We start from the raw sequence: 24,526 nt of genomic DNA, 5'->3' as shown, positions 1-24,526 counted from the left end.
GTCCCGCCACGCAGTACGTCGAGGAGGGGTATCTATGGCCCGGTTGGCCACGTTCGTCGTCGCCGCCGTCCTCGGTGCGACGTTGGGTCTCATCGGAATCATCGCGACGATCGGCCAGATAAGCCCCTCGGCCGACACCGTCGCGAACCAGTCCGACGACAACCCGGCGGCGACCATTTACGGCACCCGTTAACCGTGCGGCCGGGGGTTCGCCCCCGGCTCGCCGGTAGCACCGGCCCGTAGCTGCTCGGCCACGACTGCTGCGAACGCCTCGCCCGAGGCCGCCCAGGTGAACTGCTGCGCGTACTTCTGCGCCGCCACACCCATCTCCGCCCGCCGCTCCGGGTCGCGGAGCAGCCGGCGCACGGCGCGCAGGAAGTCGACCTCGTCGTGCACGAGCGTCCCGGTCTCCCCGTCGACGATCGCGTCGGCGACCCCGCCGGCCGACTGGAACGCCACCCCGGGCGTGCCGTGCGCGCCGGCCTCCACAATGGTCAGACCCCAGCCCTCCTTGAGGGAGGGCATCAGCGACAGCCACGAACGGCAGAGGAGCTCGTGCTTGTGCTCGTCGGAGACGAAGCCGGTGAACCGCACCCGGTCCTCGATGCCGAGGTCGGCGGCGAGCTCCCGCAGCGGGTCCTCCCACCAGCCCCGGCCGGCGACGACGAGCTCCAGGCCGGGCAGTTCCGGCGAGAGCAGCGCGGTGACCCGCAGCGCCAGCTCGATCCGCTTGTGTGGCACCAGACGGCCGAGCACCAGCAGGCTCGGGTTGACCGAACGCGGTGCGGGCGGCCCGGAGACCTCCGGGGTCCCGTTGTGCACGACCCGGATCATCTCGGGATCCACGCCGAGCTCGACGAGCTCGCGGCGGCTGGTCGGGGAGACGGTGACGTAGCGGCGGTGGCGGTAGACGCGCACCGCCAGCCGCGACTCGACCCACCAGCCGATCCGGGACATCATCGGGCCGAAGACCACGGGCCACTGCTCGCGGTGTACGTGGTGTACCAACGTGATTACGGGCCGGCGCGAGTAGAGCGGGCTCAGGAACGGCAAGCCGTTGCAGACGTCGACGATCAGGTCGGGACGCCCGAAACCCCGGCGCGACAACGGTCCGAAGCCCAGAACGCCGGCCAGGTAGGCGATCGCGGCCCGCAGGTACACGGTGTGCCGGCCGCCCCGTCGCACGATCGCAACGCCGTCGGTCTTGACCTCGCGCTCCGGAGCGCTACCGTGTGCCTGGCAAAAAAGCGTGACGCGGTAGCCGCGAGTGGTCAGCTCGGCTGCCATCCGCTCGATGTAGACCTCCGAGCCGCCGCCCTCGGGATGGCGCACATCGCGCCAGTTCAGGAACACCAGGTGTGGCGCCAAAGCATCCGTCATGGTCTACTCCGCCACCCCTACCAGCGAGTAATATTCGCGACCGCGTCACCCTAGGGCGCGGTTGGGTTGGTTGGCAACGCTTGGCGTCGATGATCTGTGAAAGGTAGGTAGGGAGCGTGGCGGACAACCGCCGACCGGAGTTCTGGCCGGTCGTGCTGCTGAGTGCCGCCCTCGTCGTGGTGCTCGCCGGCTGGGCCGCGCTCAGCTACGTCGACCGCACCGGCGACGACCCGACCTGCGAACGGCGCATCGCATTGCGCGTCATGGTCGCGCCCAGCGTGGCGGCCGCCGCGCGCGAGGTCGGCGAACAGGTCGCCACCCGCGAGACCTGCCTGGACGTGACCGTCGAGGCCCGCGAGTCCGCCGACGTGCTGCGGCTGCTCACCGCCGGCGTGCGGCCCGACGTCTGGTTGCCGGAGTCGACGCTGTGGCTGCGCCGCGCCCGGGCGGCCGGCGCCTTCCAGGTGCCTACGACTGGCGTGTCCGTGGCGGCCACCCCTGTCGTGCTCGCGCTCGACGAACGGTCCGCGACCCGGCTCGGCTGGCCGCGCCGCAAGCCGAGCTGGAAGTCCCTCGTCGCCGCCGAGAACCCGCCGCTGCCCGTGGTGCTGCCGGACCCGGCCACCAGCCCGCTCGGCTTCGCGGCCGTGGCCGGCATCAAGGCCATGGCGGGCGACGGCCCCGGTGCGGCCGCCGCCATCATGCGCCGGCTCGCGCCGCGCACCGTCGCCGTCTCCAGCGAGGCCGCGCCGACACCGGCCGGTCCCGGCGATGCCGAGTCCGCCGTCGTGACGACCGAGCAGCAGGTGCTGCGGGCCGGCGCCCAGGTGGCGGTGTACCCGCCGAGCCCGCTGCCCGGCCCCGACTACCCGTACGCCGTGCTCGCCGGCGGCCAGGCCCGCGACGGCGCCGCCGCCTTCCTGCGGCTGCTGCTGGCCGCGGACGGAGTGGCGGCCCTGGCCCGCGACGGTCTGCGCTCACCGGCCGGCGCCCCACCGACGGGCGGTGCGGGACGGATCCGCACCAGGTCCTACCGGCCGGCGCCGGTGCCGTCGGAGGCCGAGACGACCGACCTGCTCAACGCCTGGGGCGGCGTGCACATCAGCGCCCGGCTGCTCGCGGTGCTCGACACCTCAGGCTCGATGGCCGCGGCGGTCGGCGACGGCGACACCCGCTTGTCGGCCACCGTCAAGGCCGCGCAGGGTGGCGTGGGGCTGCTGCTGGGCACGACCGAGATCGGCATCTGGACGTTCTCCACCGACGTGGACGGCGGCAAGGACTACCGCGAGGTGGTGCCGGTCGGGCCGGTCGGCCCCCGGCGCGCGGAGATCGTGCGGGAGCTCGGCGCGATCCGGGTCAAGCCCAGCGGCGGCACCGGCCTCTACGACACGATGCTGGCCGCGTACCAGGACGGCACCCGCAACTGGACTCCAGGCCGGATCAACCTCGTGCTGGTCCTCACCGACGGCACCGACGACAACTCGAGCGGGATCGGCCGGGACAAGCTGATGCGCGAGCTGGCCCGCCTCCAGGACCCGCGCCGCCCGCTGCCCGTCCTGTTCATCGGCGTCGGCCCCGACATCGACGCCGGCGAGCTCAACACGATCGCCAAGGCCACCGGCGGGCGCGTGGCGCTGACGCCCGAACCAGCCGGGATCCGCCAGATCTTCTTCTCCGCGCTCGCGGAGTTCAGCTGCCTGCCGCCGGAGTGCCGCCGATGACCGCCATCACGCAGGAGCCGGTCGCGGCCGTCGCCACCGAGCCCGCTGCACCCACGGCGCGCCGGAGCCTGCGCTGGATCGGCACCGCGGCCGGCGCCTTGTCGCTGGTGGTCGTCGCGTTCCTCCAGCGCCCCGGACAGTCCACTTTCGACACCAAGCTCGACCTCGCCGTCGACCCGATCGGCTTCATGAGCCGGGCGCTGCACCTGTGGAACCCCGAAGCGACCTCGGGCGAGCTACAGAACCAGGCGTACGGATACCTGTTCCCGATGGGGCCGTTCTTCGCCGGCGGCGACCTGCTCGGCATGCCGACCTGGGTCACGCAGCGGCTGTGGTCCGCGCTGCTGCTCGTCGTGGCCTACCTCGGCGTGCTGCTGCTCGCCCGCGCCCTGCGCGTCGGCTCGGAGCCGGCCCGCCTGCTGGCCGCCCTGGCCTACGCGCTGGCACCGCGGATGCTCACCGAGGTCGGGCCGCTCTCGGCCGAGATGCTGCCCGTGGTCATGCTGCCCTGGGTGCTGCTGCCGCTGATCACGGTGCGCTCACCGCGCCGCGCGGCAGCGCTGTCCGCCCTCGCCGTGCTGTGCATGGGCGGGATCAACGCGGCCGCCGTGCTGATGGCGCTGGTCCTGCCCGGCATCTGGTTCCTGACCCGCCGCTGGGACCGCCGGCACACCGCCCTGGCCGCCTGGTGGACCCTCTGCGTGACGGCGGTCAGCCTCTGGTGGGTGCTGCCGCTGCTGCTGCTCGGCCAGTACAGCCTCCCGTTCCTCGACTTCATCGAGTCGTCGGCGACCACCACCGCGGTCACGTCGCTGTTCCAGGCGATGCGCGGCACGAACCAGTGGGTCGGGTACGTCATCCAGGGCGAACCCTGGTGGCCGGCCGGCTGGGTGCTGATCGACAGCCCGGTGCTGATGGTGGCGACCGCGCTCGTCGCGATCGTCGGCCTGGTCGGCCTCGGGCTGCGCGGCCTGCCCGAGCGGCGGTTCTTGGTCTTCGGCATGCTGACCGGGCTGACCCTGCTCGCCGTCGGCTACCTCGGCACGTTCGACAGCCCGTTCGCGGGCCCGGTCCGCGATCTCCTCGACGGTCCGCTCGCACCGCTGCGCAACGTGCACAAGTTCGAACCCGTGCTGCGGCTGCCGATCGTCCTCGGGCTCGCCCACGCGGCCAGCCGCGCGTTCGCCGTGCGCCGGTTCCGCTTGCCCGTCGCACCGGTCGTCGCCGCCCTGCTGCTCGTGGCCGCCGCGCCGGCCTGGTCCGGCGCGCTGCGGCCCGGCCCCGGCTGGTCCGAGGTGCCCGACTACTGGCGGCAGGCCAGCGGCTGGCTCGCCGCGCAGGACTCCCGCGCCCGCACGCTGGTCGTGCCGGGCGTCGGCTTCGCCCAGAACACCTGGGGTCGCACCGTCGACGAGGTCATCCAGCCGCTGGCCGGTGCGCCATGGGCGACCCGCAACCAGATCCCGCTGGGCTCCGAGGGCAACACCCGGGTCATGGACACCGTCGAGGCAGTGCTCGAACAGGGCCGCGGCTCCCCCGCCCTCGCCGACTTCCTCGCCCGGTCCGGCTACCGCTTCCTGTTGGTGCGCCACGACATCGACCGCGCGGCGACCGGCGCACCGCCCATCGCCGCCATCCGCCAGGCCGTCGCCGGCTCACCGGGGCTGCGTCCCGCGGCGCAGTTCGGTCCCACCGTCGCGGCGTATCCCGGAGGCAGCCCCGCCGACGCCGGGACCGCCGTGCCGTCGATCGAGATCTTCGAGGTGCAGCGGGAGGTCCCGGTCGTGTCGGCGGTGGCCAGCGCCGACGTGCCCGTGGTCAGTGGCGGCCCGGAGTCGCTGCTGACCGCACTGGACCAGGGAGTGCTGGCCGGCGGGACACCGACGGTGCTCGCCGGCGACGACCTGACCACGACAGTGCCGACTTACGTGGCGCCGATCGTCACCGACGGGCTGCGCCGCCGCGAGCTCAACGTCGGCCGCGTCCGCGACAACCTGAGCCAGACGATGACCTCGGACGAGGAGACCCGCCAGGGGCGGCAGCGCGGCGACCTGCTCCCGTTCGCGGCGGCCGGGCACGAGACCGTCACGGCGTACCAGGGAATCCGGTCCGTCACCGCGTCCAGCAGCGCGGCCTTCGCCGACACCCTGGCGCCGACCGACGTGTCGCACCTGCCGTTCGCGGCGCTCGACGGCGACCCGCGCACGGCCTGGCGGTCGGACCCCCTCGCACCGGCCGCCGGCCAGTGGCTGGAGGTCACCTTCGACACTCCGCGCCGGGTCGACGAGCTCACCGTGGACTTCGACACCGACCTGCGCGACGCCACCCCGGTCGGCTACGTGCGGGTCAGCACCGACCAGGGCGACATCGAACGCCAGGTGCCGCAGCGCCCGGGTCCGCACCGGCTCGACCCGCTGCCCGGCCTGACCGCGACGGTACGGGTGACCGTGCTGGCGCTGGCCCCCGGCTTCCCGAACGGCGCGGTCGGCCTGCGCGAGCTGGGAATACCGGGACTGGCTGCCGAACGCGCGCTGCGGGTGCCCGCCGACTCGCCCAGCGGGCGGCCACCGGTCTACGCGTTCGCCCGCGGCCCGGAGGACCGCGGCGCCTGCTTCGCGCCGGCCGGCACCATCCACTGTGATCAGTTCCTGAGCCGCGTCGGTGAGGAGCCGCTCGGCCTGGACCGGATCTTCGCCACGCCCATGAAGGCCGACTACGGCCTGCGGCTGACCGCCCGCCCGCGGCCCGGCGGCACGCTGCCGCTGGACGCGCCGGTGACCGCCGCGTCCTCGTCGGTGCTCGCCGGTGACCCGCTGGTCGGCGCGGACGCTGCCGTCGACGGCGACCCGGCGACGGCGTGGCTGTCCGAGCCGGTCGACCCGACCCCGTCCGTCGACCTGGCCTGGACGGGCAAGCGCCGGATCGACCGGCTCCGCCTGATCGTTCCCGACGCGCCGGCCGCCTCGAAGCCCCTCGCGGTCGTCCTGCGTGCCGGCGGGCGCGACCTCCCCGCCGACGTCGGCACCGACGGCTGGGTGCGCTTCCCGGCGCTGACCACTGACCGGCTCTCGATCGTGGTCTCCCGGTCCGCGGAGGTCACCGGCGACTCGCGGGGCAACGGCTGGCCGGCACCCGTCGGGTTCGCCGAGGTCGAGATCCCCGGTGTCACCGCCCAGGGCACGGCGCCCAGGATCGACGCGCCGTGCGGCGCTGGTCCGACCGTCACGCTGGACGGCACCGCCTACGCCACCTCGGTCGCCGGCAGCCTGGCCGACGTCCGGGCCGGGCGGGGGCTGCCGGTGACCATCTGCGACCTGTTCGCCAGCGCCTCCGTGGCGTTGGAGGCGGGCGAGCACCGGCTGCACACCACGCCTTCGAAGGCGTTCCTGGTCGACACCGCCACGCTGGCACCGGTCCGGACCGCCGCTACCGCACCGGCCCAAACCCGCGCGGTGAGCGTGTCCCGCTGGGACACGACCGTCCGCACGGTGACGGTCGGGCCCGGCGAGGCCGCGCTGTTGGTGATCCCGGAGAACTTCAGCAGCGGCGCGGCCGCGACGCTGGACGGGACCCGCCTGCGCAAGGTCCGCGTCGACGGGTGGCAGCAGGCGTACGAGGTGCCCGCCGGTGCCGGTGGCACGGTGACGCTCGAGTTCACCCCGGACCGGTCGTACCGCGCGGGTCTGGCCACCGGCGCCGCCGCCGTGCTCCTGGTCTTCGTGCTGGTGCTGATCCCGGTCCGGCGCAGGGCGGGCACGCCTTTCATGGCGCCGAGGGCACCGTCGTGGTGGATCGTCGTGCCGCTCGGCCTGGTCGCCGTCGTGCTCGGCGGCTTCCCCGCGTTGGCGTTGCTGATCGCCGCGATGCTGGGCCGACAGCTATGGCCCCACCTGCTGCCCGTGGTGGCGGCCGCCGCCGCTGTCATCGGCACCGCGATCGCGGTGCTCGGCCGGGTGCAGGGACACGGGCAGGACTGGGCCTACACCGGGCCTACCCAGGCCGCTTTGCTGGCCGCGGTGTGCGCGGTGGCCGCGACTTTGGCGCCGTCGGCCAAGGAGCTTCCGCAGGGACCGCCGCCCTACCGGGCCACCCTCGGGCGGGCGGTGCGGTTGTTCCGGGCGTTCCTGCACGAGCAGAGCGACCCGGACCGCTTCTACTCCACGCTCGCGGCCGACTCGGTCCGCCAGCTCGGGTCCTATCTGGACCTTCGTGACACGGTGGTGCTCGACGTGGGCGGCGGCCCTGGCTACTTCGCCGAGGCCTTCCAGCGGGCCGGGGCCACGTACCTCGGTCTCGATCCTGAGGCCGGGGACCTCCCGGAGCCCGGCAACGGCGGGGCCGGGGCGCCGTCCGTGCGCGGCAGCGGCACGGCACTGCCGGTGCGGACCTCGTCGGTCGACGTCTGCTACTCGTCCAACGTCGTCGAGCACGTGGCGACCCCGGAGCGGATGCTCGACGAGATGGTCCGCGTGACCCGGCCCGGTGGCACGCTGTTCGTCTCGTTCACGCCGTGGCTGTCGCCGTGGGGCGGCCACGAGACCGCGCCCTGGCACTACCTCGGCGGGACACGCGCCCGCCGGCGGTACGCGAAGAAGTTCGGCCGCGAGCCCAAGAACCGTTACGGCGAGACGCTGTTCCCGGTCAGCGCCGCCCAGGTGCACCGCTGGGCACGGGCCGCCGCACGCCAGGGTCAGGTCGAGATCGTCGATGTCCTGCCCCGGTACCACCCCTGGTGGGCGCAATGGTCCGCCCGGGTGCCGTTGCTCCGCGAAACGATCACCTGGAACTACACATTGGTACTGCGACGTCCGAAATCTTGGGGGTCGCGGACGGAAGTGACTCAGTAGTAACCTGCTCGCCAGCAGCGCGTTCCCCCCTGTCAATACCTACATTGTGGAGGCACCCCATGACGTCCCGCGCGGTCAGTGCCGTGCTCTTCGGCGTCGGCGTGGTAGCCGTGGTCTTCGCCGCCGGGCTGGCTTTCGTGGTCGGCCCGCGAGCGGCCCAGCTCCCCTACGACCTTGAGCCGACGCAGTCGATAGCCGAGGCGCCCAACGCCACCTTCATGCAGATCACCAACGGCCAGGTGGCGGTCAACACGGGCACCTTGCGCTCGACGATCCGGGTCCAGGCCGACCGGAAGGCGACCGCCGGGCTGACCGGTGACCTCGACGGCTCGGCCGCGGTGTGGCTGGTCGGCCAGGACGTGGTGCGCACCGACAACAACGAACGGGTCAGCGCCTACAGCACCTCGCTGGCCGTCGACCGCAAGACCGCGGCGGCGCAGAAGTGGGACGGGCAGTGGCTCGACACGGGCGGCAACCGCGAGGACGTCGACTACTCGGGCCAGATCTACAAGTTCCCGTTCGGCACGGAGAAGAAGGACTACCAGATCTTCGACCGTGACGTGCTGGCCACGCAGCCCGCCAAGTTCGTCAAGACCGAAGAGATCGCGGGCCTGGAGACCTACCAGTTCACCCAGGAGATCCGCGAGGGCCGGCAGCAGGTGCCGGCCGACCGGATGTCGGTGCTGGTGGGCGCGCTCGCCCCGGGCGCGACCTCGGGCGAGATCGTCTACGACAACACCCGCACGGTGTGGGTCGAGCCGACGACCGGGCAGTTCATCAAGGTCCAGGAGGTCCAGCACAAGAACCTGCTGGCCAACAACGGCGTGTCCGTGACGATCCTTGACGCGACCTTCACGTACACCGACGACACCATCAAGAAGAGCGCCGACACGGCGTCGAGCAACCGGCAGCTCCTGATGCTGGTCAAGCTGTGGGGCCCGCTGGTCCTGCTGCTGCTCGGCGTGCTCCTGATCGGCGGCGGCCTGCTGCTGCTCCGGCGGCGCCCGGCCGCCAAGGCGGTTGCCCCGGCTCCGGAGCCGGAGGAGGTCGGCGCGGGCCGACACCTCAAGGATTCCTAAGCACTATCGCGACCGACGGCGGCGGAGCCAACACTGGCTCCGCCGCCGTTCGCGTTTCATTTCAACGCCGCCAGCACCGCGTCGGCGTGCGCGGTCGCCCACATGGCAGCCGCGTCCGCCACGTCCGGTTCGAGGACCGCCAACGGCGGCGCCGGGACCGTCGCGCCGAGCTCGACCAACAGGTCGGTCAGCGTCGCGCCGACCGACTGCCGATGGGCCTCCGACGCGGCGATGGCGACCGGCACCGCGACCGCACCGGCCAGCTCCCGATGACCGAAGCGGTCCAGGAAAACCTTCAACAGCCCCGTGTACGTGCCCTTGTACGTCGGGGTCGCCACCACCAACAGCCGCGCGGACCGGACCACCGCGAACGGATCGGCGACCGGTGCCGCCGCCACCGCCGGCTCGGCAGAGAACGTGACACCCACAAGCTCGCTGAGCTCCAGCACGTGCGGCTCGTCGAAAGCCGCCCGGGCCGACAACTCCGCCACCACCCCGTCGGCCAGCGCACGGGTTCGCGACCCGGACCGTGGATTGCCGACCAGGGTCACCACGGTCGTCATGCCGCCTCCCGTGCGATCGAACCGTAGCCGCCCATGTGGTAGACCAGCGGCCGGCCGCTCTCGTCGTGTTGGCCGTCGACCGGCTCGGCCAGCACGATCGCGTGGTCGCCGGCGGTGACCCGCTCGGTCACCCGGCACAGCAGCCACGCCACCGGCGAGGTCAGCAGCGGCACCCCGTGCGGCCCCAGGCGCCAGTCGGTGTGCGCGGCGAAGCGGTCGATGCCGCTCGTCGCGAACGTCCGGGCGATCTCCTGCTGGTCCTCGCCCAGCAGGTGCACGCCCACGTGCGACGCGTCCGCCAACGTCGGCCAGCTCGACGAGCCACGGTCAAGGCAGAACGAGACCAGCGGCGGACGCAGCGACACCGACGTGAACGACGTCGCGGTGAAGCCGACCGGTGGCGCACCCGGCGCGGTGACCACCGTGACCGTGGCGGCGTGCCGGCGCAGCAACGTCCGGAACGACTCCGGACCAAGGATTGTCTGCTCCATCACCAGGTACCCGTTTCCGTCTCGACGACCGGCGCGAGCGGCGGTGTGCCGCGCAGCGCCTCCAGGAACGTGACGACGTGCGCGGCCACCGACCGGTGCGACAGGTCGTTGAGCACGTCGTGGTGCGCGCCCCGGACCACGGACAGCCGCACCGACGGGAGTGCCTTGGCCAGCCGGCCCAGCGCCGCCCGGTCGGCCAGTGGGTCGGCGTCGCCGACCAGCAGCAGGTGCGGCGGTTCGGCGGTGCTGCCGTACGCGGCGTCGAGCAGCCCGGCCGGCACCGGCGTGGCCAGCCCGCCGGGCCGGACGGCCGTGTCGCCGGTGAGCACGCCGCGGTGCACCGGGCAATGGGTGCGGGCGTCCAGTTCCTCGTCCCAGCCCAGCACGCGGTGGGTGTCGTAGCCGGGCAGCCCGGCGAGGACGACGCCGTCCGGCTGCAGCGCCGCCACCGCCGCACCCACGGCGACGGCGCCGGTGTCGGCGCCGACCAGGACGAGCGGGCCGACCCGGTCGGCGATGCCGTCGATCGCCGCGCTCAACGAGGCGACGAAGGCCGGCAGGTCGGCCGGGTCGAGGTCGGGCGCGGGCAGGACGCGGACCCGGTAGGCGTCGGCGGCCAGCCGGGCACCGAAGCGCGCGTAGCTGTCGGGTGTCTCGCCGCGCCCGGCGACGACGACCACGGTGCCCCGGGTACGCAGCCCGGGCGGGGCGGTGAAGTCGCGTTCAGACGGCGGCGGGCTGGGAGAGGTCATGCCGGATCCCTTCTGAGGACGGAGTGGGTTGGCCGAGGACGCGGTCGAGCACCGCCGCGGCGCCGCCGGCGGGCAGCGCTCCGCCGCGCCAGGCGACGTGCTGGTCGGGCCGGACCAGCACGGTGTCCGCGCCGTAGAGCGCGCGAACGCCCGGGTTCAGCAGGTGCACCACGGTGAACGGCAGCGCCCGACGGGCGGCCGCGGCGACGAACGCGCGCGCCACGGTGCCGTCGCCGCCGAGCACCAGCAGCGCGAAGTCGTTGCCGATCCGGTCGTAGAGCGTGTCGCCCCACGGGTCGACGTAACCGTCGGGGGCGCGGTGGCCGGGCCGCGGATCGTCCACATAGGTGTCGGCCGCCCACGCCGGTTCGGAGGCGTGCTGCTCGTCCTCGTACCAGAGCGCGGTCGAGGCGTCGTAGCGCTCGTCGAACAGCACGCCCGGCGCCTCGAAGCCCTCGCCGGCCAGCAACTCCCGGATCCGGTCGCGGCGCTCCTCGGCCACGTCCGACAGGTCGGCGTCGTCGGGCACGCCGATCGCCCGGACGGCGGCCAGCCGCTCACGGCCGCGACGTGCCCGGTCGAGCGCGTGGTCGGCGACCCGCCAGTTGTGCGGTCGCCGCTCCTCGTCGTAGGAGTCCAGCAGCGCCTCCGAGCCGTGGCCGGCGAGCACCGCGGCGAGCTTCCAGCCGAGGTTCACCACGTCGCCGAAGCCCTCGCCGAGGTTGCCGCCGGGGGTACGCACGTGGGCCGCGTCGCCGGCCAGCAGCACCCGTCCGGAGCGGAACGTCCGCGCGATCCGGGTCGCCTGGTAGTACGTGGTCGACGACGCGAGCTCCAGTTCCAGGTCGAAGCCGAAGGCGGCCTTGGCGACCGCCAACAGCTCGGCCTCGGCCGGCTCCGCGTCGAGCGCGTAGGGGCCGGCGTAGACCCGCCACTCGGTCGGGCTGATCGCCGCCAGGAACCCCGAGGCCTGGTCGTTGAACACGATGTTGGCGCCGCTAGGCGCCGGCCCGGCCCGCTCGTAGCCAGCACCGGCTCGCACGACCAGCCGGAACATCTTCTCGTCGGCGTAGTCACCGGCCCGGCTGATCCCGGCCAGGCGCCGCACCGTGCTGCGCCCGCCATCCGCACCGATCACGTAGCGGGACCGGATCGTCCGTGCCGTGTCCGCGCCGACCACCGTGGTCCGCACGGCGTCACCGGTGTCGCGCAACGAGTCGACGCGCCACCCGCCCGCGACGGTCACGCCGCGGTCCGCGAGGTGGCCCAGGAACGCGTGCTGCAACGCCGTCTGCGGCCGGCGGATCGGTGCGGCCAGCGAGTGCCGCCGGGCGCCCGGGTCGGTGAAGCCGCGCGGTGGCCGGGGCACCAGGTCGTGGCCGACCAGTGAGGTGGCCACCCGGATGCCGTGGTTCCACTCGGGTGGGAACGTCCAGGCGTCCCGGACCCGTTGCAACACACCCCAGCGGCGGAAATGCTCGACCACCCGCGGGCTGTGGCCCATCGCGCCGGCCCGCACGAGGGCGGCCGACGTGCCCTGGTCGACAACGGCGACGTCGACGCCGCGGTTGGCAAGCTCGACCGCCGCGGACAGCCCGACCGGCCCGGCACCGACGACGAGCACGTCGACCGTGGCCGGCGGCGACCCGGCCGGGAACACCACGTCGGTCATCGGACCGCCTCCGCGGTCGTCCAGCGGTTCTCCGGGATCGGCAGTCCCAGGTTGCCGCGCAGGGTGTCGGCCTCGTAGTCGGTGCGGAACAGGCCGCGCGCCTGGAGGATCGGCACGACGTCGGCGACGAACCGGTCCAGGTCCTCGTGGGTACGGAAGCCGAGGTTGAGCCCGTCGAACGTGCCGGCGGCGAACCAGCTCTCGATGGTGTCCGCGACGGTCCACGGGTCGCCGGTGAACGGCGAGGGCGAGTAGTCGGTGAAGGCCAGCACCGTCTCGCGCAGCGTCAGCTTCTCCTCGCGCGCCCGGCGGACGACCTCCGCGCCGCGGGTGCGGCCGCCGCGCTCGGCCAGGTCGGCGACGTCCGGGAACGGCGCGTCGAGGTCGTGCTGGGCGAAGTCGTACGCACCGAACGCGCGCCCGAACGCGGCCAGCTTGCGCGGGAAGTCGTTGTCCGCGTCGAAGATCTCGCGGGACAGCCGGTGTGCCTCGGCGTCGGTGCCGGCGATCACCGGCGCGGCACCGAGGAAGACGAGCACGTGGTCGGGGTCCCGCCCGACGGCGGCGGTGCGCCGCTTGATGTCGGCGTAGTAGTCGCGGGTCTGCTCCAGCGAGCCGCCCGGAGCGTAGATCCCCTCGGCGACGTGCGCGGCCAGGTTGCGGCCCTCCTCGGAGACGCCGGCCTGGAAGATCACCGGCTGGCCCTGCGGCGAGCGCGAGAGGTTCAGCGGCCCGGCCACCCGGAAGTGCTCGCCGACGTAGTCCAGGGCGTGCAGCTTGGCCGGGTCGAGGAAGACGTCCCGCGCGACGTCGGCCGGGAACGCGTCGTCCTCGTACGAGTCCCACAGCCCCCGCACCACGGTGACGTGCTCGAGGGCCCGCCCGTAGCGGGTCGCGTAGTCGAGGTGCTCATCGAGCCCGTAGTTGCGGGACGTCCCGGAGTCCAGGCTGGTGACCACGTTCCACCCGGAACGGCCGCGGCTGATGTGGTCGAGCGAGGCGAACCGCCGGGCCACGTTGAACGGCGAGTTGTAGGTGGAGCTGAGCGTGCCCACCAGTCCGATGTGTCGAGTATGGACGGCGACAGCCGAGAGCAGCGTGAGCGGCTCCAGCCGGTTGAGGTAATGCGGCGGGTAGGTCTCGTTGATGAACTGGCTGTCCACGATGAACAGTGCGTCGAACTTGGCGTGCTCGGCGGCCTTGGCCTGCGCGATGTACCAGTCGATGTCGATGCTCGCGTTCTTCGGGACGCGCGGGTCCTTCCACAGGCTGTGCTGCCCGGGGCCACCGACCCCGTACGCGCGCAGGGCGAGCCGGATCTGACGGGTCATGCTGGTCCTCCGTTGGTGCGTAGCAGTTCGCGCAGCTCCTCCCGCTCGGCGCGGGCGACCCGGGCCGACCGCAGCGTGGGCGCGGAGCCGATGAGCAGGCGGGTGTAGGCGTGCCGGGGCGCGTTGACGACCTCGCGGGTCGGGCCCTCCTCGACGATCTCGCCCTGGAAGAGCACGGCGATGCGGTCGGCGACCCCGGCGACCGAGCCGAGGTCGTGCGAGATGAACACGAGCGCGGTGCCGGCGTCGCGCAGCTCCTGGAAGAACTCCAGCGCCCGCACCCGGTTGGCCGCGTCGAGGGCGCTGACCGGTTCGTCGAGGATGACGAGCCGCGGTTCGGTGGCCAGGGCGCGGGCGATGGTCACCCGCTGGCGTTGCCCACCGGACAGCTCGCCCGGCAGCCGGCCCAGCAGGTCCTCGTCGAGCCGGACCCGCTCGAGCAGCTCGCGGACCCGCTCGGCGGCCGCCCGGCGCGGCCGGCCCTGGATCAGCAGCGGTTCGAGCAGCGACTCCTCGACGGTCAGGTCGGGGTCGAGGCTGCGCAGCGGGTCCTGGAACACGTACTGGACGACGCCGCGGCGGCGCAGTGCCCGCCAGCCGCCACCGCGCAGCCCGGCCACCTCCTGGCCGGCGATGGTGATCCGGCCCGCCGACGGGCGGACCAGGCCGACGATCGCCCGGGCCAGCGTCGATTTGCCGGAGCCGGTCTCACCGATGACGCCGACGGTCTCGCCGGGTGCCACGGTCAGGTCGGCGCCGCGCAGGGCGTGCACGCGGCGGTAGTGGACGTGCAGGTCGGTGACCGCGAGGACGGGTTCAGGCGACATGTTCGAGCTCCAGCACCCGGTCGAGCCCGTACCGCGCATGTTCGGCGATCAGCAGGCGGGTGTACTCGTGTCGCGGCTCGTAGAGGATCTGCTCCACCGGGCCCTGCTCGACCGTCTCGCCGGCCCGCAGCACCAGCACCTCGTCGCAGAGCTGGGCGACCACCGCCAGGTCGTGCGAGACGACGACCAGCGCCAGCCCGGTGCGGTCGCGCAGGTCGGCCAGCAGGTCCAGGATCTCGGCCTGCACGGTGACGTCGAGGGCGGTGGTCGCCTCGTCGGCGATCAGCACCCGCGGGTCCGCCGCGATCGCCGTGGCGATCAGCACCCGCTGGAGCATCCCGCCGGACAGCTCGTGGGGGTAAAGCCCGTACACGCGGGCGGGCAGGCGCACGGAGTCCAGCAGTTCGAGAGCCCGGTCCTTGGCGGCTCGGCGCCCCAGGCCCGTCTTGACGCGTACGACCTCGGCGATCTGGTTGCCGACCTTGAGCGACGGGTTGAGGTAGGACGCCGGGTCCTGGAACACCGCGGCGACCGTGGAGCCCCGCAGCGCCGTCCACTCGTTGGCGCTCAGGCCGGCCAGGTCGCGACCCTCCAGCGAAACCGTGCCGCCGGCCACCGTGAAGTGCTCCGGCAGGATGCCCAGGACCGCCCGGCAGGTCAGCGTCTTGCCGCTGCCGGACTCCCCCACGATCCCGACCGCCGCACCCGGGGCGAGCTCGAACGAGATCCCGTGTACGACGTCGCGGTCACCGACTCCGTCGTGGATCCGGACGTCGCGCAGTGACAGCAGCGTCATCGTGCCTCCTTGGCCGCGTGGACTGTTCGGGTGTTCAGCAGCGCCCGGCCGGCCTCGCCGGTGACGTCACGGATGGCGTCCGCGAGCAGGTTGCAGGCCCAGACCGTCGCCATGATCAACGCGGTCGGCGCGAGTGGCGCCCACGGCTGGAAGCTGAGGTAGCCGAGGTCCGCGGCGAGCACACCGCCCCAGGTCGGCGCCGGCGGCTGCACGCCGATGCCGAGGAACGTCAGGCTGGAGACCACCACGAAGCCGACGCCGGTCGTGTTGGCCAGCGCGACCGCGATGGGTGGCAGCACCTTGACCCAGACGTGTTTGCGGACCACCCAGCCGACCGAGGCGCCGGCCAGGATCGCGGCCTCCACATAGGGCGATCGGGCCACCGACAGCGTCGCGGCCCGGGCCACCCGGTAGAACAGCGGGGAGACCATGATGCCGACCACGAACATGGCCTGCGGGATGCCGTTGCCGAGCAGGGCGGTCACCGCGACGGCGAACACCAGGAACGGCAGGGCGATCAGGGTGTCGGCCAGCCGCAGCGTCACCCACTCGAACGGGCGGCCCAGGTAGACCGAGAGGATGCCGGGCACCACCCCGACCACCAGGGCGATCAGCGCGACCTGCACGGCGCCGAGCACACTGACCCGGGAGCCGTCGAGCAGCCGGCTGAGCACGTCGCGGCCGAGGTAGTCGGTGCCGAGCCAGTGCGCCGCCGACGGTGAGGCGAGGATGTCGGTGCCGCCCTCCAACGGGTCGTGCGGCGCGATGATCGGCCCCAGGACCGCCAGGAGCGCGATCACGCCGAGGATGCCCACCGCGATGCGGCCGGAGGCCAGGCGCAGGACCACGTCACACCCCTCTCGCCGAGGCCGGTGCCACCCGCGTCAGCACGAGGTTGACCAGCAGGTTGAACACGACGACGAGGACGATCGAGACGACCAGCACGCCCTGCACTGCGGGGACGTCGCCACGCTGGGCGGAGCCGGCGGCGAACTGGCCGAAGCCCGGCATGCCGAAGATCGCCTCGGTGACGACCGCGCCGCCGAGCAGGTTCGGGAACTTGAGGCCAAGGACGGCCAGCGCGGGCCCGATCCCGTTGCGCAGCACGTGCCGGAAGAAGATCCGGTGCGGACCGAGGCCGCGTACGACGGCGCCGGTCACGTAGTTCTCCCGGTACGCCGCGACGAGGCCGGCCCGGAGCTGCCGGGCGACGTCGGAGATGGTGTCGAAGCTGAGCGCGATGGCCGGCAACGTGATGTGTGCCAGCCAGACGCCGAGGCCTTTTTCGGTGGACGCGTAACCGGCGGACGGAAACCAGCCGAGCCCGACCGCGAAGACCCCGACCAGCGCGATGCCGACCACGAACGAGGGCATCACCGAGATGAACGTCATGAATCCGGTGATCGCCCGGTCGACCCCGGTCGTGCGGCGCAGCGCGGCGAGCACGCCGAAGCCGAACCCGAACACCACGCCGATCAGCAGCGCCAGCCCGGCCACGGACAGGCTGATCACCGCGCCCTCGACCAGCAGCCGGGAGATGTCCGCGCCGTTGTACCAGCTCGTGCCCAGGTCGCCGTGCAGCACGTCGCCGAACCAGTCGAAGTACTGGGTCAGGAACGGGCGGTCCAGGCCCCACTGGTGCTCGATGGCCGCGATGGCCTCGGGGGTGGCCGAATCGCCGAGCTGGAGGTTGGCCGGGCTGAGCCCGCTGAGCGCCCGCAGCGCGAACGTCACGAACGTCGCCACCAGGAAGACCGGCACGAAGATCGCGACCGACCGGCCGAGGAAGCGCAGCGTGCCCCGCAGGAGCCTGCTCACGGCTCGACCTTCAGTCCGGCCCAGTGGATCTGGCCCGGGATCGGCGTGATGTCGGAGACCTTGCCGGTCTTCACGAAGATGTTCGGCTGCGAGTAGGTGAACACCAGCGCCCGGCTCTCCAGCCCGGCCCGGGTGGCCGCCTGGAGGTTCTTGGCGTAGTCCGGCGAGTCCAGCGGCGTGCTCCGGGCCGCGGCGACGGCCGCCTCGAACCCGGCCGGCTGGTACGGCGTGCTGAGGTTGAGCGGTCCGTTGGGTCCGAAGTGGGCAGTCAGGGTCTGCACCGGCGACTCACGACCGGTGGTGCCGTAGAGGGAGAGCGTGAGGTCCTTGGCGAAGAAGGGCTTCTCCCAGTTCGGGTCGACCTTGATGGTCACGTCGATCCCGACGGCCTTGAGCTGCGACTGCACGATCTCCGAAGCGGTCGCGTAGATGGCGCCGGCGATCACCAGGTCGAGCTTGATCTGCCCGGGCGCGAAGCCGGCCTCGGCCAGCAACGCCTTCGCTCGCGATGGGTCGTAGGGATAGGCGTTGGCCGACTGGTCGTCGTAGGCGACGTAGCCCGGCGGGAACGGCTGGTCCGTGGCCTTGCCGGTGCCGAACGTGACCTTGTCGACGTACTCCTGCCGGTTGGTCGCGTACCGGACGGCGTCGACGACCTTCGGGTTGGTGAATGGCTCCTTGTTGACGTTGATGCTGATGTTCGACGCGTTGTAGCCCGGCTGGAACACCACGTCGAGCCCGGCCCCCTCGGCCGCCTTGACCTGCGCGGCACCGAGGTTCGCGAAGTCGTACACCCCCGTCTTGAGACCCGAGACGATCGTCGCGGCGTCCGGCGCGGGCTGCAGCTCGACCCGGTCGAGGTGGATGTTCGCCGCGTCCCAGTAGTCGGGGTTCTTCTTCAGGTAGACGTGTGAGCCCGGCACGTACTCGGTGACGACGAACGGGCCGGCGCCCACCGGCGACTGGTCGAGCTTGGCCGGGTCGAGCGCGGCCTTCGGGCTGGTGATCTGCGCGACGCGCTCACCGAGCAGCAGCGGGATCTGGTAGTCGACCTGCGTCAGCGCGATCACCACGTCGAGGTCGCCGGCGGTGGTCACCGACTTGATCGAGGTCAGGTCGCCGAAGAGCGCGGAGTTCTTCTGCGTCTTGGCCCGCTCGAGGTAAGCCTTGACCGCGGCGGCGTTCAGCGGCTCACCGTCGCTGAACTTCAGGCCCGGCCGCAGGTGGAACGTCACCTGGTCGCCCGTGGCGTTGTAGTCCCAACTCTTGGCCAGGCTCGGCACCGCCTTGCCGTTCTCGTCGATCTCGGTCAGCGACGCGTACGCCAGCGAGAGGATGCGGAACTGCGCGCCGCTGCCGCTGACCACCGGGTCCCAGTGCGCGGGCAGCGTCACCGCCCACCGCAGCGTGGACTCACCGGCCGCGCCACCGCTTCCCCCGTCACCGGCGCAACCGGACAGACCCAGGGTGAGTGCGGCGAGGACGGCGAGCGTTCGTCGTTTCATCGTCAGGCCTTTCACGAAACGGATGCGAGTCGACGGGCGGCGGTGTGCACGTTCTCCGGGATCGGCAGGCCGAGGTTGCCGCGCAGGGTGGTGGACTCGTAGTCGGAACGCACGACGCCGCGCTCGCGCAGGATGGGCAGGACGCCCTCGGTGAAGCGGGCGAACTCGCTCGGCGCGTTGACGGTGACGTTGACGCCGTCGAAGGCGCCGGCCTCCCACCACCGCTGGATCTCGTCCGCGACGGTGCGCGGCGAGCCCACGAACGGCGAGCGCCGCTCCTCCAGCAGGTGCCGCACGACCTGGCGGAGCGTGAAACGGTTTTCCCTGGCCAGTTTCTTGATGCGATCCGCCTGCGTACGGAAGCTGCGGTCACCGAGGTCGCCGAGCTCCGGGAACGGCGCGTCGAGGTCGTAGCGGGTGAAGTCGTGCCAGCCGAACGGGCGGCCGAGCTCCTTGAGCGCGCGGTCGAAGTCCTTGCCGCCCAACAGCCGCCGCTCCTTCTCGCGGGCCGCCTCGTCGGTGTCGGCCAGCACGAGGCTGATCCCGGGCACGATCAGGACGTTGTCGGGGTCGCGCCCCTTCGCGGCGGCCCGCGCCCGAATGTCGCGGGCGAACGCCTGGCCCTGCTCGATGGTCTGCGCATGGGTGAAGATCGCTTCGGCGATGCCGGCGCCGAGGTCGCGTCCCTCGTCGGAGTCGCCGGCCTGGAAGATGACCGGCTGGCCCTGCGGCGAGCGCTGGAGGTTGAGCGGCCCGACGACGGAGAAGTGCTCACCGACGTGGCCGAGGGCGTGCTGGCGGGACGGGTCGAAGAAGACGCCGCTGTCCCTGTCGCGCGGGAAGGCGTCGTCCTCATAGGAGTCCCAGAGGCCCTGCACCACCCGGACGTGCTCGTACGCACGGCCGTAGCGGGTCGTGTAGTCGTAGTGCTCCGCACGGCCGTAGTTGCCGGCGGTGCCGCCGTCTCCGGTGGCGACCACGTTCCAGCCGGCGCGGCCGCCGCTGATCACGTCGAGCGAGGCGAGCCGGCGCGCGACGTTGAACGGGTCGTTGTAGGACGTGGTCAGCGTGCCGACCAGTCCGATGTGGTTGGTGTGCACGGCTACCGCCGACAGCAGGGTGAGCGGTTCGAGCCGGTTGAGGTAGTGGTGCGGCGAGTCCGGGGTGATGAACTGGCTGTCGACGATGAAGACGTGGTCGAACCGGGCGGCCTCGGCCTCCTGGGCGCGGGCGATGTACCAGCGGATGTCGACGCTGGCGTCACCGGGTATCTCGGGATCGAGCCAGGTGCGGTGCTGACCCGGCCCGCCGACCCCGAGGAGGACGGCGCCGAGCTTGAGTTGTCTGCGAGTCATGGTTTTCGGCCCTTCGTTGCGGCGGAAGAGGGCGCGCGGGATCGCGGCGGCACCGGCGGCAGGGCACGCGGGTACGCCGTGGGGCGCGGCAAGGATCAGCGGAGAGCGAAGGGGCAGGCGACGGTGCCAGCCCGGCGGGGGGCTAGCGACAGAGGGTCGCGGCGCTTCGACCGTAGTCGAGCCAGCGGCGACTGATCAGCATCACTGCGGGTCGCGGGCTCATGCTGCTGAGTATGGTGTCACCCCGCGAGCGGTGTCCAACGACGGAATGTGATGCGGAACCATTACCGCTGCTAATCGAATTCCTAGTAACCTGGTAGGCATGAGCGGGAATCTCGGGATCGTGCCACTCCGCAGCTTCGTCGCCGTCGCCGACTGCGGCGGCTTCCAGCGTGCCGCGACCTCACTGCACCTCACCCAGGGCGCCGTGAGCCAACACGTGCGCCGGCTGGAGGAGACCCTCGGCCGGCCGCTGGTCGAGCGGCACGGCCGTGGCTCGCGGTTCACCGAAGACGGCGAGGCGCTGCTCGGTCACGCGCGGCGGATCCTGCACGTGCACGACGAGGCCCTGCGGGAGATGGGCGTGGAGGCCGAGCAGACGCTGGTCATCGGGTCGACGGAGCACGCCGCCGCCCAACTGCTGCCCGAGCTGGCGTCCGCGCTCACCGGCGCCATCACCGACTACCGGATCCGCTTCCGGATCGACCGCGGCGCCCAGCTCAGAGGGCAGTTGGCCGATGGCACGGTCGACCTCGCGCTGCTGATCGGCCCGGCCGAGGAGCCCGACGCGCGGACCGTCGGCGAGCTGGAGCTCACCTGGTACTCCGCACCCGGCTGGCGGCGGCCACCACGCGGCCGACCGATCCCGATCGCCGCGTTCGACGCCCCGTGCGCGCTGCGTACCCGGGCGCTGGAGACGCTCGCGGCGTCCGGCGTCGCCGCCGAGGTCGGTGCCGAGGCCGCGCACCTGGCCGGCGTGCAGGCGGCGGTGCGGGCCGGGCTGGGCATCGGTCTGATGGCTACGCTCGGTCAGTGCCCCGAAGGGCTGGTCGCCCGCGAGGACCTGCCGGCCGCGCCGCCGCTGCCGCTGTCCCTGTCACCCCGGCGCGGCCTGCCCGCCCGGCTCGCCGCCACCACCGCCGCGTCGCTGACCCGCCTGCTCGCCGCCACACCACTGTTGGGAGGTCTGGCGGTTGCGTGATTTATGTACAGGGTTGGATATAGTGCCTGTTACGCCGAATGTTCGGAGGTGGCCGGTGAAAGTCACCCGGATCGCTTACTCGGCCCGGCTCAACCCTGGTAAGTACGCGGCCCTGCACGAGCAGGCGCAGCGGCTCGGTCGGGTCCGGTCGCTGGCCTGGCACACGTTCGGTTCGGTTGCCGCGGCGTGGTGCAGCGACCGCGACCTACGGGATCTGTGGATGCGTGATGGCACTGGCCAGATCTTCGGCGTGCCGGCAAACGCGTGGAAGGAGACTCTGCGCGACGCCTTCGACGACATCTGCGCGAGCCGTGAAGCGGCTAAGGTGCCGGTCAAGCGAGCTATCGCGAAACGTCCAGCCAACGACCGGCGTGCCCTGTTCGCACTGCTGAAGTCGAATCGGTGGACCGATGATCGGTGGCTCTCGAGGCAGATGCGCAGGCGGTGGAAGCGCGGGAAGAACCGCACCCACAACCAGATCATCGTCCGATCCGACAAGGTCGACACGTTCACGCTGGCCGAAGGCGGAGACGTCTGGTTGAAGGTCCCAGGGCTCGAGCCCCGACGGCCGGTCATCATCCCGCTGAACACGACGGTCGCGCCCAACGGCACCTTGCGGTTGATCCTGCGAGGCAATCGGGTCGAGGTCCATTACCAGATCGACGCGTCTGCGATGAAGAGTTCGCAACGTTCGTGCGGTGACCGTGAAGTCGGGGTCGACAAGGGCTACACCGAAGCATTGACCGACTCAGACGGCAAACATCACGGCGAAGACCTTGGACGGCTACTGACCACCGATTCGGACCGATTAAAGGAACGGAATCGCAGGCGGGCCAAGCTCCGCTCGATCGCGAACAGTGCCGCCGAGAAGGGCCGCCACGCCAAGGCCACGCGGATCAAGTCGAACAACCTCGGGACCGTGAAGAGGGACCGGCAGGTCGCCGTGCATCAGGCGCGAGTCCGCACCGAGATTTTCACAGCGGTCCATTCCGTGGTCGACAAGGCGAAGGTGGTCGTTGCTGAAGACCTAGCGAAGACATTCACTGGGCGCAAGTCGCTCGGGAAGAACACGAACCGTCGCCTTGCCGCGTGGACCAAAGGGGTCACCGCCGAGGCTTTGAGAAACGTGTCGGAGCGCAGAGGTTCTGCGCTCGTGTTGGTCAATGCTGCCTACACGTCACAAGTCTGTCCCGCGTGCGAGGGCTTCGCCCGACGCAACGGGGATCGGCTTCACTGCACTCCGTGCGGGGTCGTGTGGCAAGCGGACCATGCCGCTGCGGTCAACGTCATGTCAAGACGTGGTGATCCCGACATCACCCTCCACACCCCGTACCAGCGGGTCAAGGAAATCTTGCAGGAGCGGGCCGACCGCCAACGGATCAGACTGCCGATCCAGGACTCCAGCCGGGCAATAAACGGCGGAGAGCGAATCATCCAACCACGCCCAGACTCGAATAGGTCTGAGTTTGTAAAGGAAGCAGCCGCTTGATGACCGTCGTCCGTACGCCCAGCGGGGTGCTCGTGCCCGAAGGAATTGACCCGTTCCACCGGCGCCTGCACCGGATCGCGCCGGCCGCTCTGGTCGACCAGACCTCGCAGACCACCGGGATGCGCCGGCGGGAGGCGGTCAGCGGCAAGACCGTCGGCGCCTCCCATCTGTGGATGGGTCAGACCCATGTGCCCGCGCGGACGAACTCCGGGAACCACCATCACGGCGACTCGGAGACGGCCATCTTCGTGCTCGCGGGTACGCCCGTGTTCGTCTTCCTGGAACTCGAGGGCGACGAGCCGGTGGAGACCCGGGTCCAGACCGCCCCCGGCGACTACATCTTCGTGCCGCCGTTCGTGCCGCACCGAGAGGAGAACCCGGATCCGGACACGGAGGCGGTCGTGGTGATCGCCCGCACCACCCAGGAGGCGATCGTCGTCAACCTCGACGGCCTGGACTGGTCGCCCGTTGGATAAAGTCGCCAGTTGTGCAGCTAGATGATCTTCCGCGTCGGCATGCCGAGGCTTGGGCGGATGCCACCGAGCATCCGTTCCTGACCGGGGTGCGCGACGGCACACTTCCCCAGGCCGAGTTCGCCGAGTGGCTGGTCCAGGACCACCACTTCGTCGCCGACCTGCTGGCGTTCCAGGCGCGGCTGTTGGCCCGCGCGCCCCGGCCCGCCCAGGCCGTGCTGGCCGCGGGTGCGGTCGCGCTCGTCGACGAGCTGAGCTGGTTCGAGGACCGGGCCGGGCAGCACGGGCTGGACCTGGCCGCCGCGCCCGGGCCGGCCACGCTGGCCTACCGGGAGTTGCTCGACCGGCTGGACGCCGCGCCCGTACCGCAGGCGCTGGTCGGGTTGTGGGCCATCGAGCGGGCGTACCTGGACGCGTGGGCGTTCGCCGCCCCCGGTGCGCCGGCGTTCCGGGAGTACGTGGAGCACTGGACCGCGCCTTCCTTCGCCGGCTATGTCGCCGGGCTGGCGTCGGCCGCGCAGCAGGCCCTCGGTGCCGACGACGCCGACGACGTGTTCACCGCGGTCGCCGCGGCCGAGACCGCCTTCTGGGTCGGAGGTGCGGCATGAGCCTGGCCACCACGCTCTGGGAGGACAACGCCGACCTGGCCGCGTCCGCCCTGGCGCATCCGTTCGTCCGTCGGCTGGGTGACGGCACCCTGCCTGAGCCGGTGTTCGCCGGCTACGTCGCACAGGACGCGTTCTACCTGGAGTCGTTCGCCCGCGCGTACGCCCTCGCCGTCGCGCACAGCCCGGACCGGGCCGGGTTCGACGCGTTCGCCGACCTGCTGGCCGGGGTGCGCGACGAGCTTCGCCTGCACGAGGGCTACGCGGCCCGGTTCGGCATCGACCTGGCCCGGGTCGAGCCGCTTCCGGCGACGCTCGCGTACACGGACTTCCTGCTCGCGACCGCGGCGCTCGGCAGTCTCGGCCAGACCTGCGCGGCCCTGACGCCGTGCATGCGCCTCTACGCGCACCTCGGCCGGTCGCTGGCCGCGGGCGAACCCGACGACCGTTACGGCGACTGGATCCGCACGTACGCCGACCCGGCGTTCGAGGAGCTTGCCGCCACGTTGGAAGGGCTGCTGGACACGTACGCCGTGGCCGGCGACGCCCGCACCGCCACCGTCTACCGCCGCGCGATGCGGCTGGAGGTCGGCTTCTTCGAGGCCGCGTACACCAACTAAC

21 protein-coding genes are annotated in these 24,526 nt (G+C 72.0%); 9 read left to right on the top strand and 12 right to left on the bottom strand.

Features of this window, described 5'->3' with window-relative positions; all coding sequences use genetic code 11:
- Positions 1-34 precede the first annotated feature (34 nt).
- Positions 35-193, top strand: coding sequence for a hypothetical protein (locus BLV39_RS43395; RefSeq protein WP_176985296.1), 159 nt, complete (start codon positions 35-37; stop codon positions 191-193).
- Here the strand turns inward: BLV39_RS43395 and BLV39_RS38215 are convergent.
- On the bottom strand, positions 190-1,380 hold the full coding sequence (locus tag BLV39_RS38215; RefSeq protein WP_090803492.1) for a glycosyltransferase family 4 protein: 1,191 nt from the start codon (positions 1,378-1,380) through the stop codon (positions 190-192). The genes BLV39_RS43395 and BLV39_RS38215 overlap by 4 nt on opposite strands.
- A gap of 116 nt (positions 1,381-1,496) precedes the next feature.
- Between BLV39_RS38215 and BLV39_RS38210 the strand changes: the two genes are divergently transcribed.
- The 3 genes from BLV39_RS38210 to pgfA are packed head-to-tail and all read left to right on the top strand — an operon-like array spanning position 1,497 to position 9,027.
- Entirely contained in the window at positions 1,497-3,101 is a 1,605-nt protein-coding gene (locus BLV39_RS38210) for a substrate-binding domain-containing protein (RefSeq protein WP_090803489.1), read from the top strand.
- Entirely contained in the window at positions 3,098-7,948 is a 4,851-nt protein-coding gene (locus tag BLV39_RS38205; RefSeq protein WP_090804089.1) for an alpha-(1->3)-arabinofuranosyltransferase domain-containing protein, read from the top strand. Before BLV39_RS38210 ends, BLV39_RS38205 begins: the two co-directional genes overlap by 4 nt.
- A gap of 59 nt (positions 7,949-8,007) precedes the next feature.
- Complete coding sequence (pgfA, locus tag BLV39_RS38200; protein WP_176985295.1) at positions 8,008-9,027, top strand: cell envelope lipid trafficking protein PgfA; 1,020 nt, start codon at positions 8,008-8,010, stop codon at positions 9,025-9,027.
- A gap of 56 nt (positions 9,028-9,083) precedes the next feature.
- Here pgfA and BLV39_RS38195 read toward each other — a convergent pair whose 3' ends face one another.
- The 11 genes from BLV39_RS38195 to BLV39_RS38145 are packed head-to-tail and all read right to left on the bottom strand — an operon-like array spanning position 9,084 to position 20,137.
- Positions 9,084-9,590 carry an NAD(P)H-dependent oxidoreductase gene (locus tag BLV39_RS38195; RefSeq protein ID WP_090803485.1) on the bottom strand — a complete coding sequence of 169 codons (507 nt, stop codon included), beginning with the start codon at positions 9,588-9,590 and terminating at the stop codon, positions 9,084-9,086.
- Positions 9,587-10,081: a flavin reductase family protein gene (locus BLV39_RS38190; protein ID WP_090803483.1), complete on the bottom strand. Its 495-nt coding sequence runs from the start codon at positions 10,079-10,081 to the stop codon at positions 9,587-9,589. The genes BLV39_RS38195 and BLV39_RS38190 overlap by 4 nt, the downstream gene beginning before the upstream one ends.
- Positions 10,081-10,833 (bottom strand): alpha/beta hydrolase, encoded by a 753-nt coding sequence (locus BLV39_RS38185; RefSeq protein WP_176985294.1) that lies wholly within the window; start codon positions 10,831-10,833, stop codon positions 10,081-10,083. Before BLV39_RS38185 ends, BLV39_RS38190 begins: the two co-directional genes overlap by 1 nt.
- Entirely contained in the window at positions 10,805-12,505 is a 1,701-nt protein-coding gene (locus tag BLV39_RS38180) for an FAD-dependent oxidoreductase (protein ID WP_090803480.1), read from the bottom strand. The genes BLV39_RS38185 and BLV39_RS38180 overlap by 29 nt, the downstream gene beginning before the upstream one ends.
- Positions 12,502-13,836 (bottom strand): NtaA/DmoA family FMN-dependent monooxygenase, encoded by a 1,335-nt coding sequence (locus BLV39_RS38175; protein ID WP_090803477.1) that lies wholly within the window; start codon positions 13,834-13,836, stop codon positions 12,502-12,504. The genes BLV39_RS38180 and BLV39_RS38175 overlap by 4 nt, the downstream gene beginning before the upstream one ends.
- A complete protein-coding gene (locus BLV39_RS38170) occupies positions 13,833-14,663 on the bottom strand; it encodes an ABC transporter ATP-binding protein (RefSeq protein WP_090803475.1) in 831 nt (276 codons plus the stop codon). The genes BLV39_RS38175 and BLV39_RS38170 overlap by 4 nt, the downstream gene beginning before the upstream one ends.
- Complete coding sequence (locus BLV39_RS38165) at positions 14,653-15,459, bottom strand: ABC transporter ATP-binding protein (RefSeq protein ID WP_090803473.1); 807 nt, start codon at positions 15,457-15,459, stop codon at positions 14,653-14,655. Before BLV39_RS38165 ends, BLV39_RS38170 begins: the two co-directional genes overlap by 11 nt.
- The gene (locus BLV39_RS38160; protein WP_090803471.1) at positions 15,456-16,307 is read right to left on the bottom strand and encodes an ABC transporter permease; all 852 of its coding nucleotides are present in this window, start codon (positions 16,305-16,307) and stop codon (positions 15,456-15,458) included. The genes BLV39_RS38165 and BLV39_RS38160 overlap by 4 nt, the downstream gene beginning before the upstream one ends.
- A gap of 1 nt (position 16,308) precedes the next feature.
- On the bottom strand, positions 16,309-17,277 hold the full coding sequence (locus BLV39_RS38155) for an ABC transporter permease (protein ID WP_204082969.1): 969 nt from the start codon (positions 17,275-17,277) through the stop codon (positions 16,309-16,311).
- Positions 17,274-18,782, bottom strand: a complete 1,509-nt coding sequence (locus tag BLV39_RS38150; RefSeq protein ID WP_090804084.1) for an ABC transporter substrate-binding protein — start codon at positions 18,780-18,782, stop codon at positions 17,274-17,276. The genes BLV39_RS38155 and BLV39_RS38150 overlap by 4 nt, the downstream gene beginning before the upstream one ends.
- An 11-nt stretch (positions 18,783-18,793) precedes the next feature.
- Positions 18,794-20,137 carry an NtaA/DmoA family FMN-dependent monooxygenase gene (locus tag BLV39_RS38145; RefSeq protein WP_090803467.1) on the bottom strand — a complete coding sequence of 448 codons (1,344 nt, stop codon included), beginning with the start codon at positions 20,135-20,137 and terminating at the stop codon, positions 18,794-18,796.
- Between the two features lie 322 nt (positions 20,138-20,459).
- On the opposite strand from BLV39_RS38145, the gene BLV39_RS38140 reads away from it, so the two are divergent.
- The 5 genes from BLV39_RS38140 to BLV39_RS38120 are packed head-to-tail and all read left to right on the top strand — an operon-like array spanning position 20,460 to position 24,525.
- Positions 20,460-21,338: a LysR family transcriptional regulator gene (locus BLV39_RS38140; RefSeq protein WP_090803464.1), complete on the top strand. Its 879-nt coding sequence runs from the start codon at positions 20,460-20,462 to the stop codon at positions 21,336-21,338.
- A 55-nt stretch (positions 21,339-21,393) separates the two neighbouring features.
- Positions 21,394-22,827, top strand: a complete 1,434-nt coding sequence (locus BLV39_RS38135; RefSeq protein WP_204082968.1) for an RNA-guided endonuclease TnpB family protein — start codon at positions 21,394-21,396, stop codon at positions 22,825-22,827.
- Positions 22,827-23,303, top strand: coding sequence for a cupin domain-containing protein (locus tag BLV39_RS38130; RefSeq protein ID WP_090803462.1), 477 nt, complete (start codon positions 22,827-22,829; stop codon positions 23,301-23,303). Before BLV39_RS38135 ends, BLV39_RS38130 begins: the two co-directional genes overlap by 1 nt.
- A gap of 11 nt (positions 23,304-23,314) precedes the next feature.
- On the top strand, positions 23,315-23,908 hold the full coding sequence (locus BLV39_RS38125; RefSeq protein WP_090803459.1) for a TenA family protein: 594 nt from the start codon (positions 23,315-23,317) through the stop codon (positions 23,906-23,908).
- On the top strand, positions 23,905-24,525 hold the full coding sequence (locus tag BLV39_RS38120; protein WP_090803456.1) for a TenA family protein: 621 nt from the start codon (positions 23,905-23,907) through the stop codon (positions 24,523-24,525). Before BLV39_RS38125 ends, BLV39_RS38120 begins: the two co-directional genes overlap by 4 nt.
- Position 24,526: the final 1 nt, after the last annotated feature.

The sequence above is a fragment of the Asanoa ishikariensis genome (assembly GCF_900107455.1).
In the GTDB taxonomy this organism is placed as follows: Bacteria; Actinomycetota; Actinomycetes; order Mycobacteriales; family Micromonosporaceae; genus Asanoa; species Asanoa ishikariensis.
The sequence above is the reverse complement of the archived record's forward strand: the minus strand, read 5'-3'. Positions and strand labels throughout refer to the sequence as shown.

What these genes read in the sequence shown, in the direction of transcription:
- BLV39_RS43395 (WP_176985296.1), top strand. Translation starts at nt 35, where the DNA reads ATGGCCCGGTTGGCCACGTTCGTCGTCGCCGCCGTCCTCGGTGCGACG.
- BLV39_RS38215 (WP_090803492.1), bottom strand. Translation starts at nt 1,380, where the DNA reads ATGACGGATGCTTTGGCGCCACACCTGGTGTTCCTGAACTGGCGCGAT.
- BLV39_RS38205 (WP_090804089.1), top strand. Translation starts at nt 3,098, where the DNA reads ATGACCGCCATCACGCAGGAGCCGGTCGCGGCCGTCGCCACCGAGCCC.
- pgfA (WP_176985295.1), top strand. Translation starts at nt 8,008, where the DNA reads ATGACGTCCCGCGCGGTCAGTGCCGTGCTCTTCGGCGTCGGCGTGGTA.
- BLV39_RS38195 (WP_090803485.1), bottom strand. Translation starts at nt 9,590, where the DNA reads ATGACGACCGTGGTGACCCTGGTCGGCAATCCACGGTCCGGGTCGCGA.
- BLV39_RS38190 (WP_090803483.1), bottom strand. Translation starts at nt 10,081, where the DNA reads ATGGAGCAGACAATCCTTGGTCCGGAGTCGTTCCGGACGTTGCTGCGC.
- BLV39_RS38185 (WP_176985294.1), bottom strand. Translation starts at nt 10,833, where the DNA reads ATGACCTCTCCCAGCCCGCCGCCGTCTGAACGCGACTTCACCGCCCCG.
- BLV39_RS38180 (WP_090803480.1), bottom strand. Translation starts at nt 12,505, where the DNA reads ATGACCGACGTGGTGTTCCCGGCCGGGTCGCCGCCGGCCACGGTCGAC.
- BLV39_RS38175 (WP_090803477.1), bottom strand. Translation starts at nt 13,836, where the DNA reads ATGACCCGTCAGATCCGGCTCGCCCTGCGCGCGTACGGGGTCGGTGGC.
- BLV39_RS38170 (WP_090803475.1), bottom strand. Translation starts at nt 14,663, where the DNA reads ATGTCGCCTGAACCCGTCCTCGCGGTCACCGACCTGCACGTCCACTAC.
- BLV39_RS38165 (WP_090803473.1), bottom strand. Translation starts at nt 15,459, where the DNA reads ATGACGCTGCTGTCACTGCGCGACGTCCGGATCCACGACGGAGTCGGT.
- BLV39_RS38150 (WP_090804084.1), bottom strand. Translation starts at nt 18,782, where the DNA reads ATGAAACGACGAACGCTCGCCGTCCTCGCCGCACTCACCCTGGGTCTG.
- BLV39_RS38145 (WP_090803467.1), bottom strand. Translation starts at nt 20,137, where the DNA reads ATGACTCGCAGACAACTCAAGCTCGGCGCCGTCCTCCTCGGGGTCGGC.
- BLV39_RS38140 (WP_090803464.1), top strand. Translation starts at nt 20,460, where the DNA reads ATGAGCGGGAATCTCGGGATCGTGCCACTCCGCAGCTTCGTCGCCGTC.
- BLV39_RS38130 (WP_090803462.1), top strand. Translation starts at nt 22,827, where the DNA reads ATGACCGTCGTCCGTACGCCCAGCGGGGTGCTCGTGCCCGAAGGAATT.
- BLV39_RS38120 (WP_090803456.1), top strand. Translation starts at nt 23,905, where the DNA reads ATGAGCCTGGCCACCACGCTCTGGGAGGACAACGCCGACCTGGCCGCG.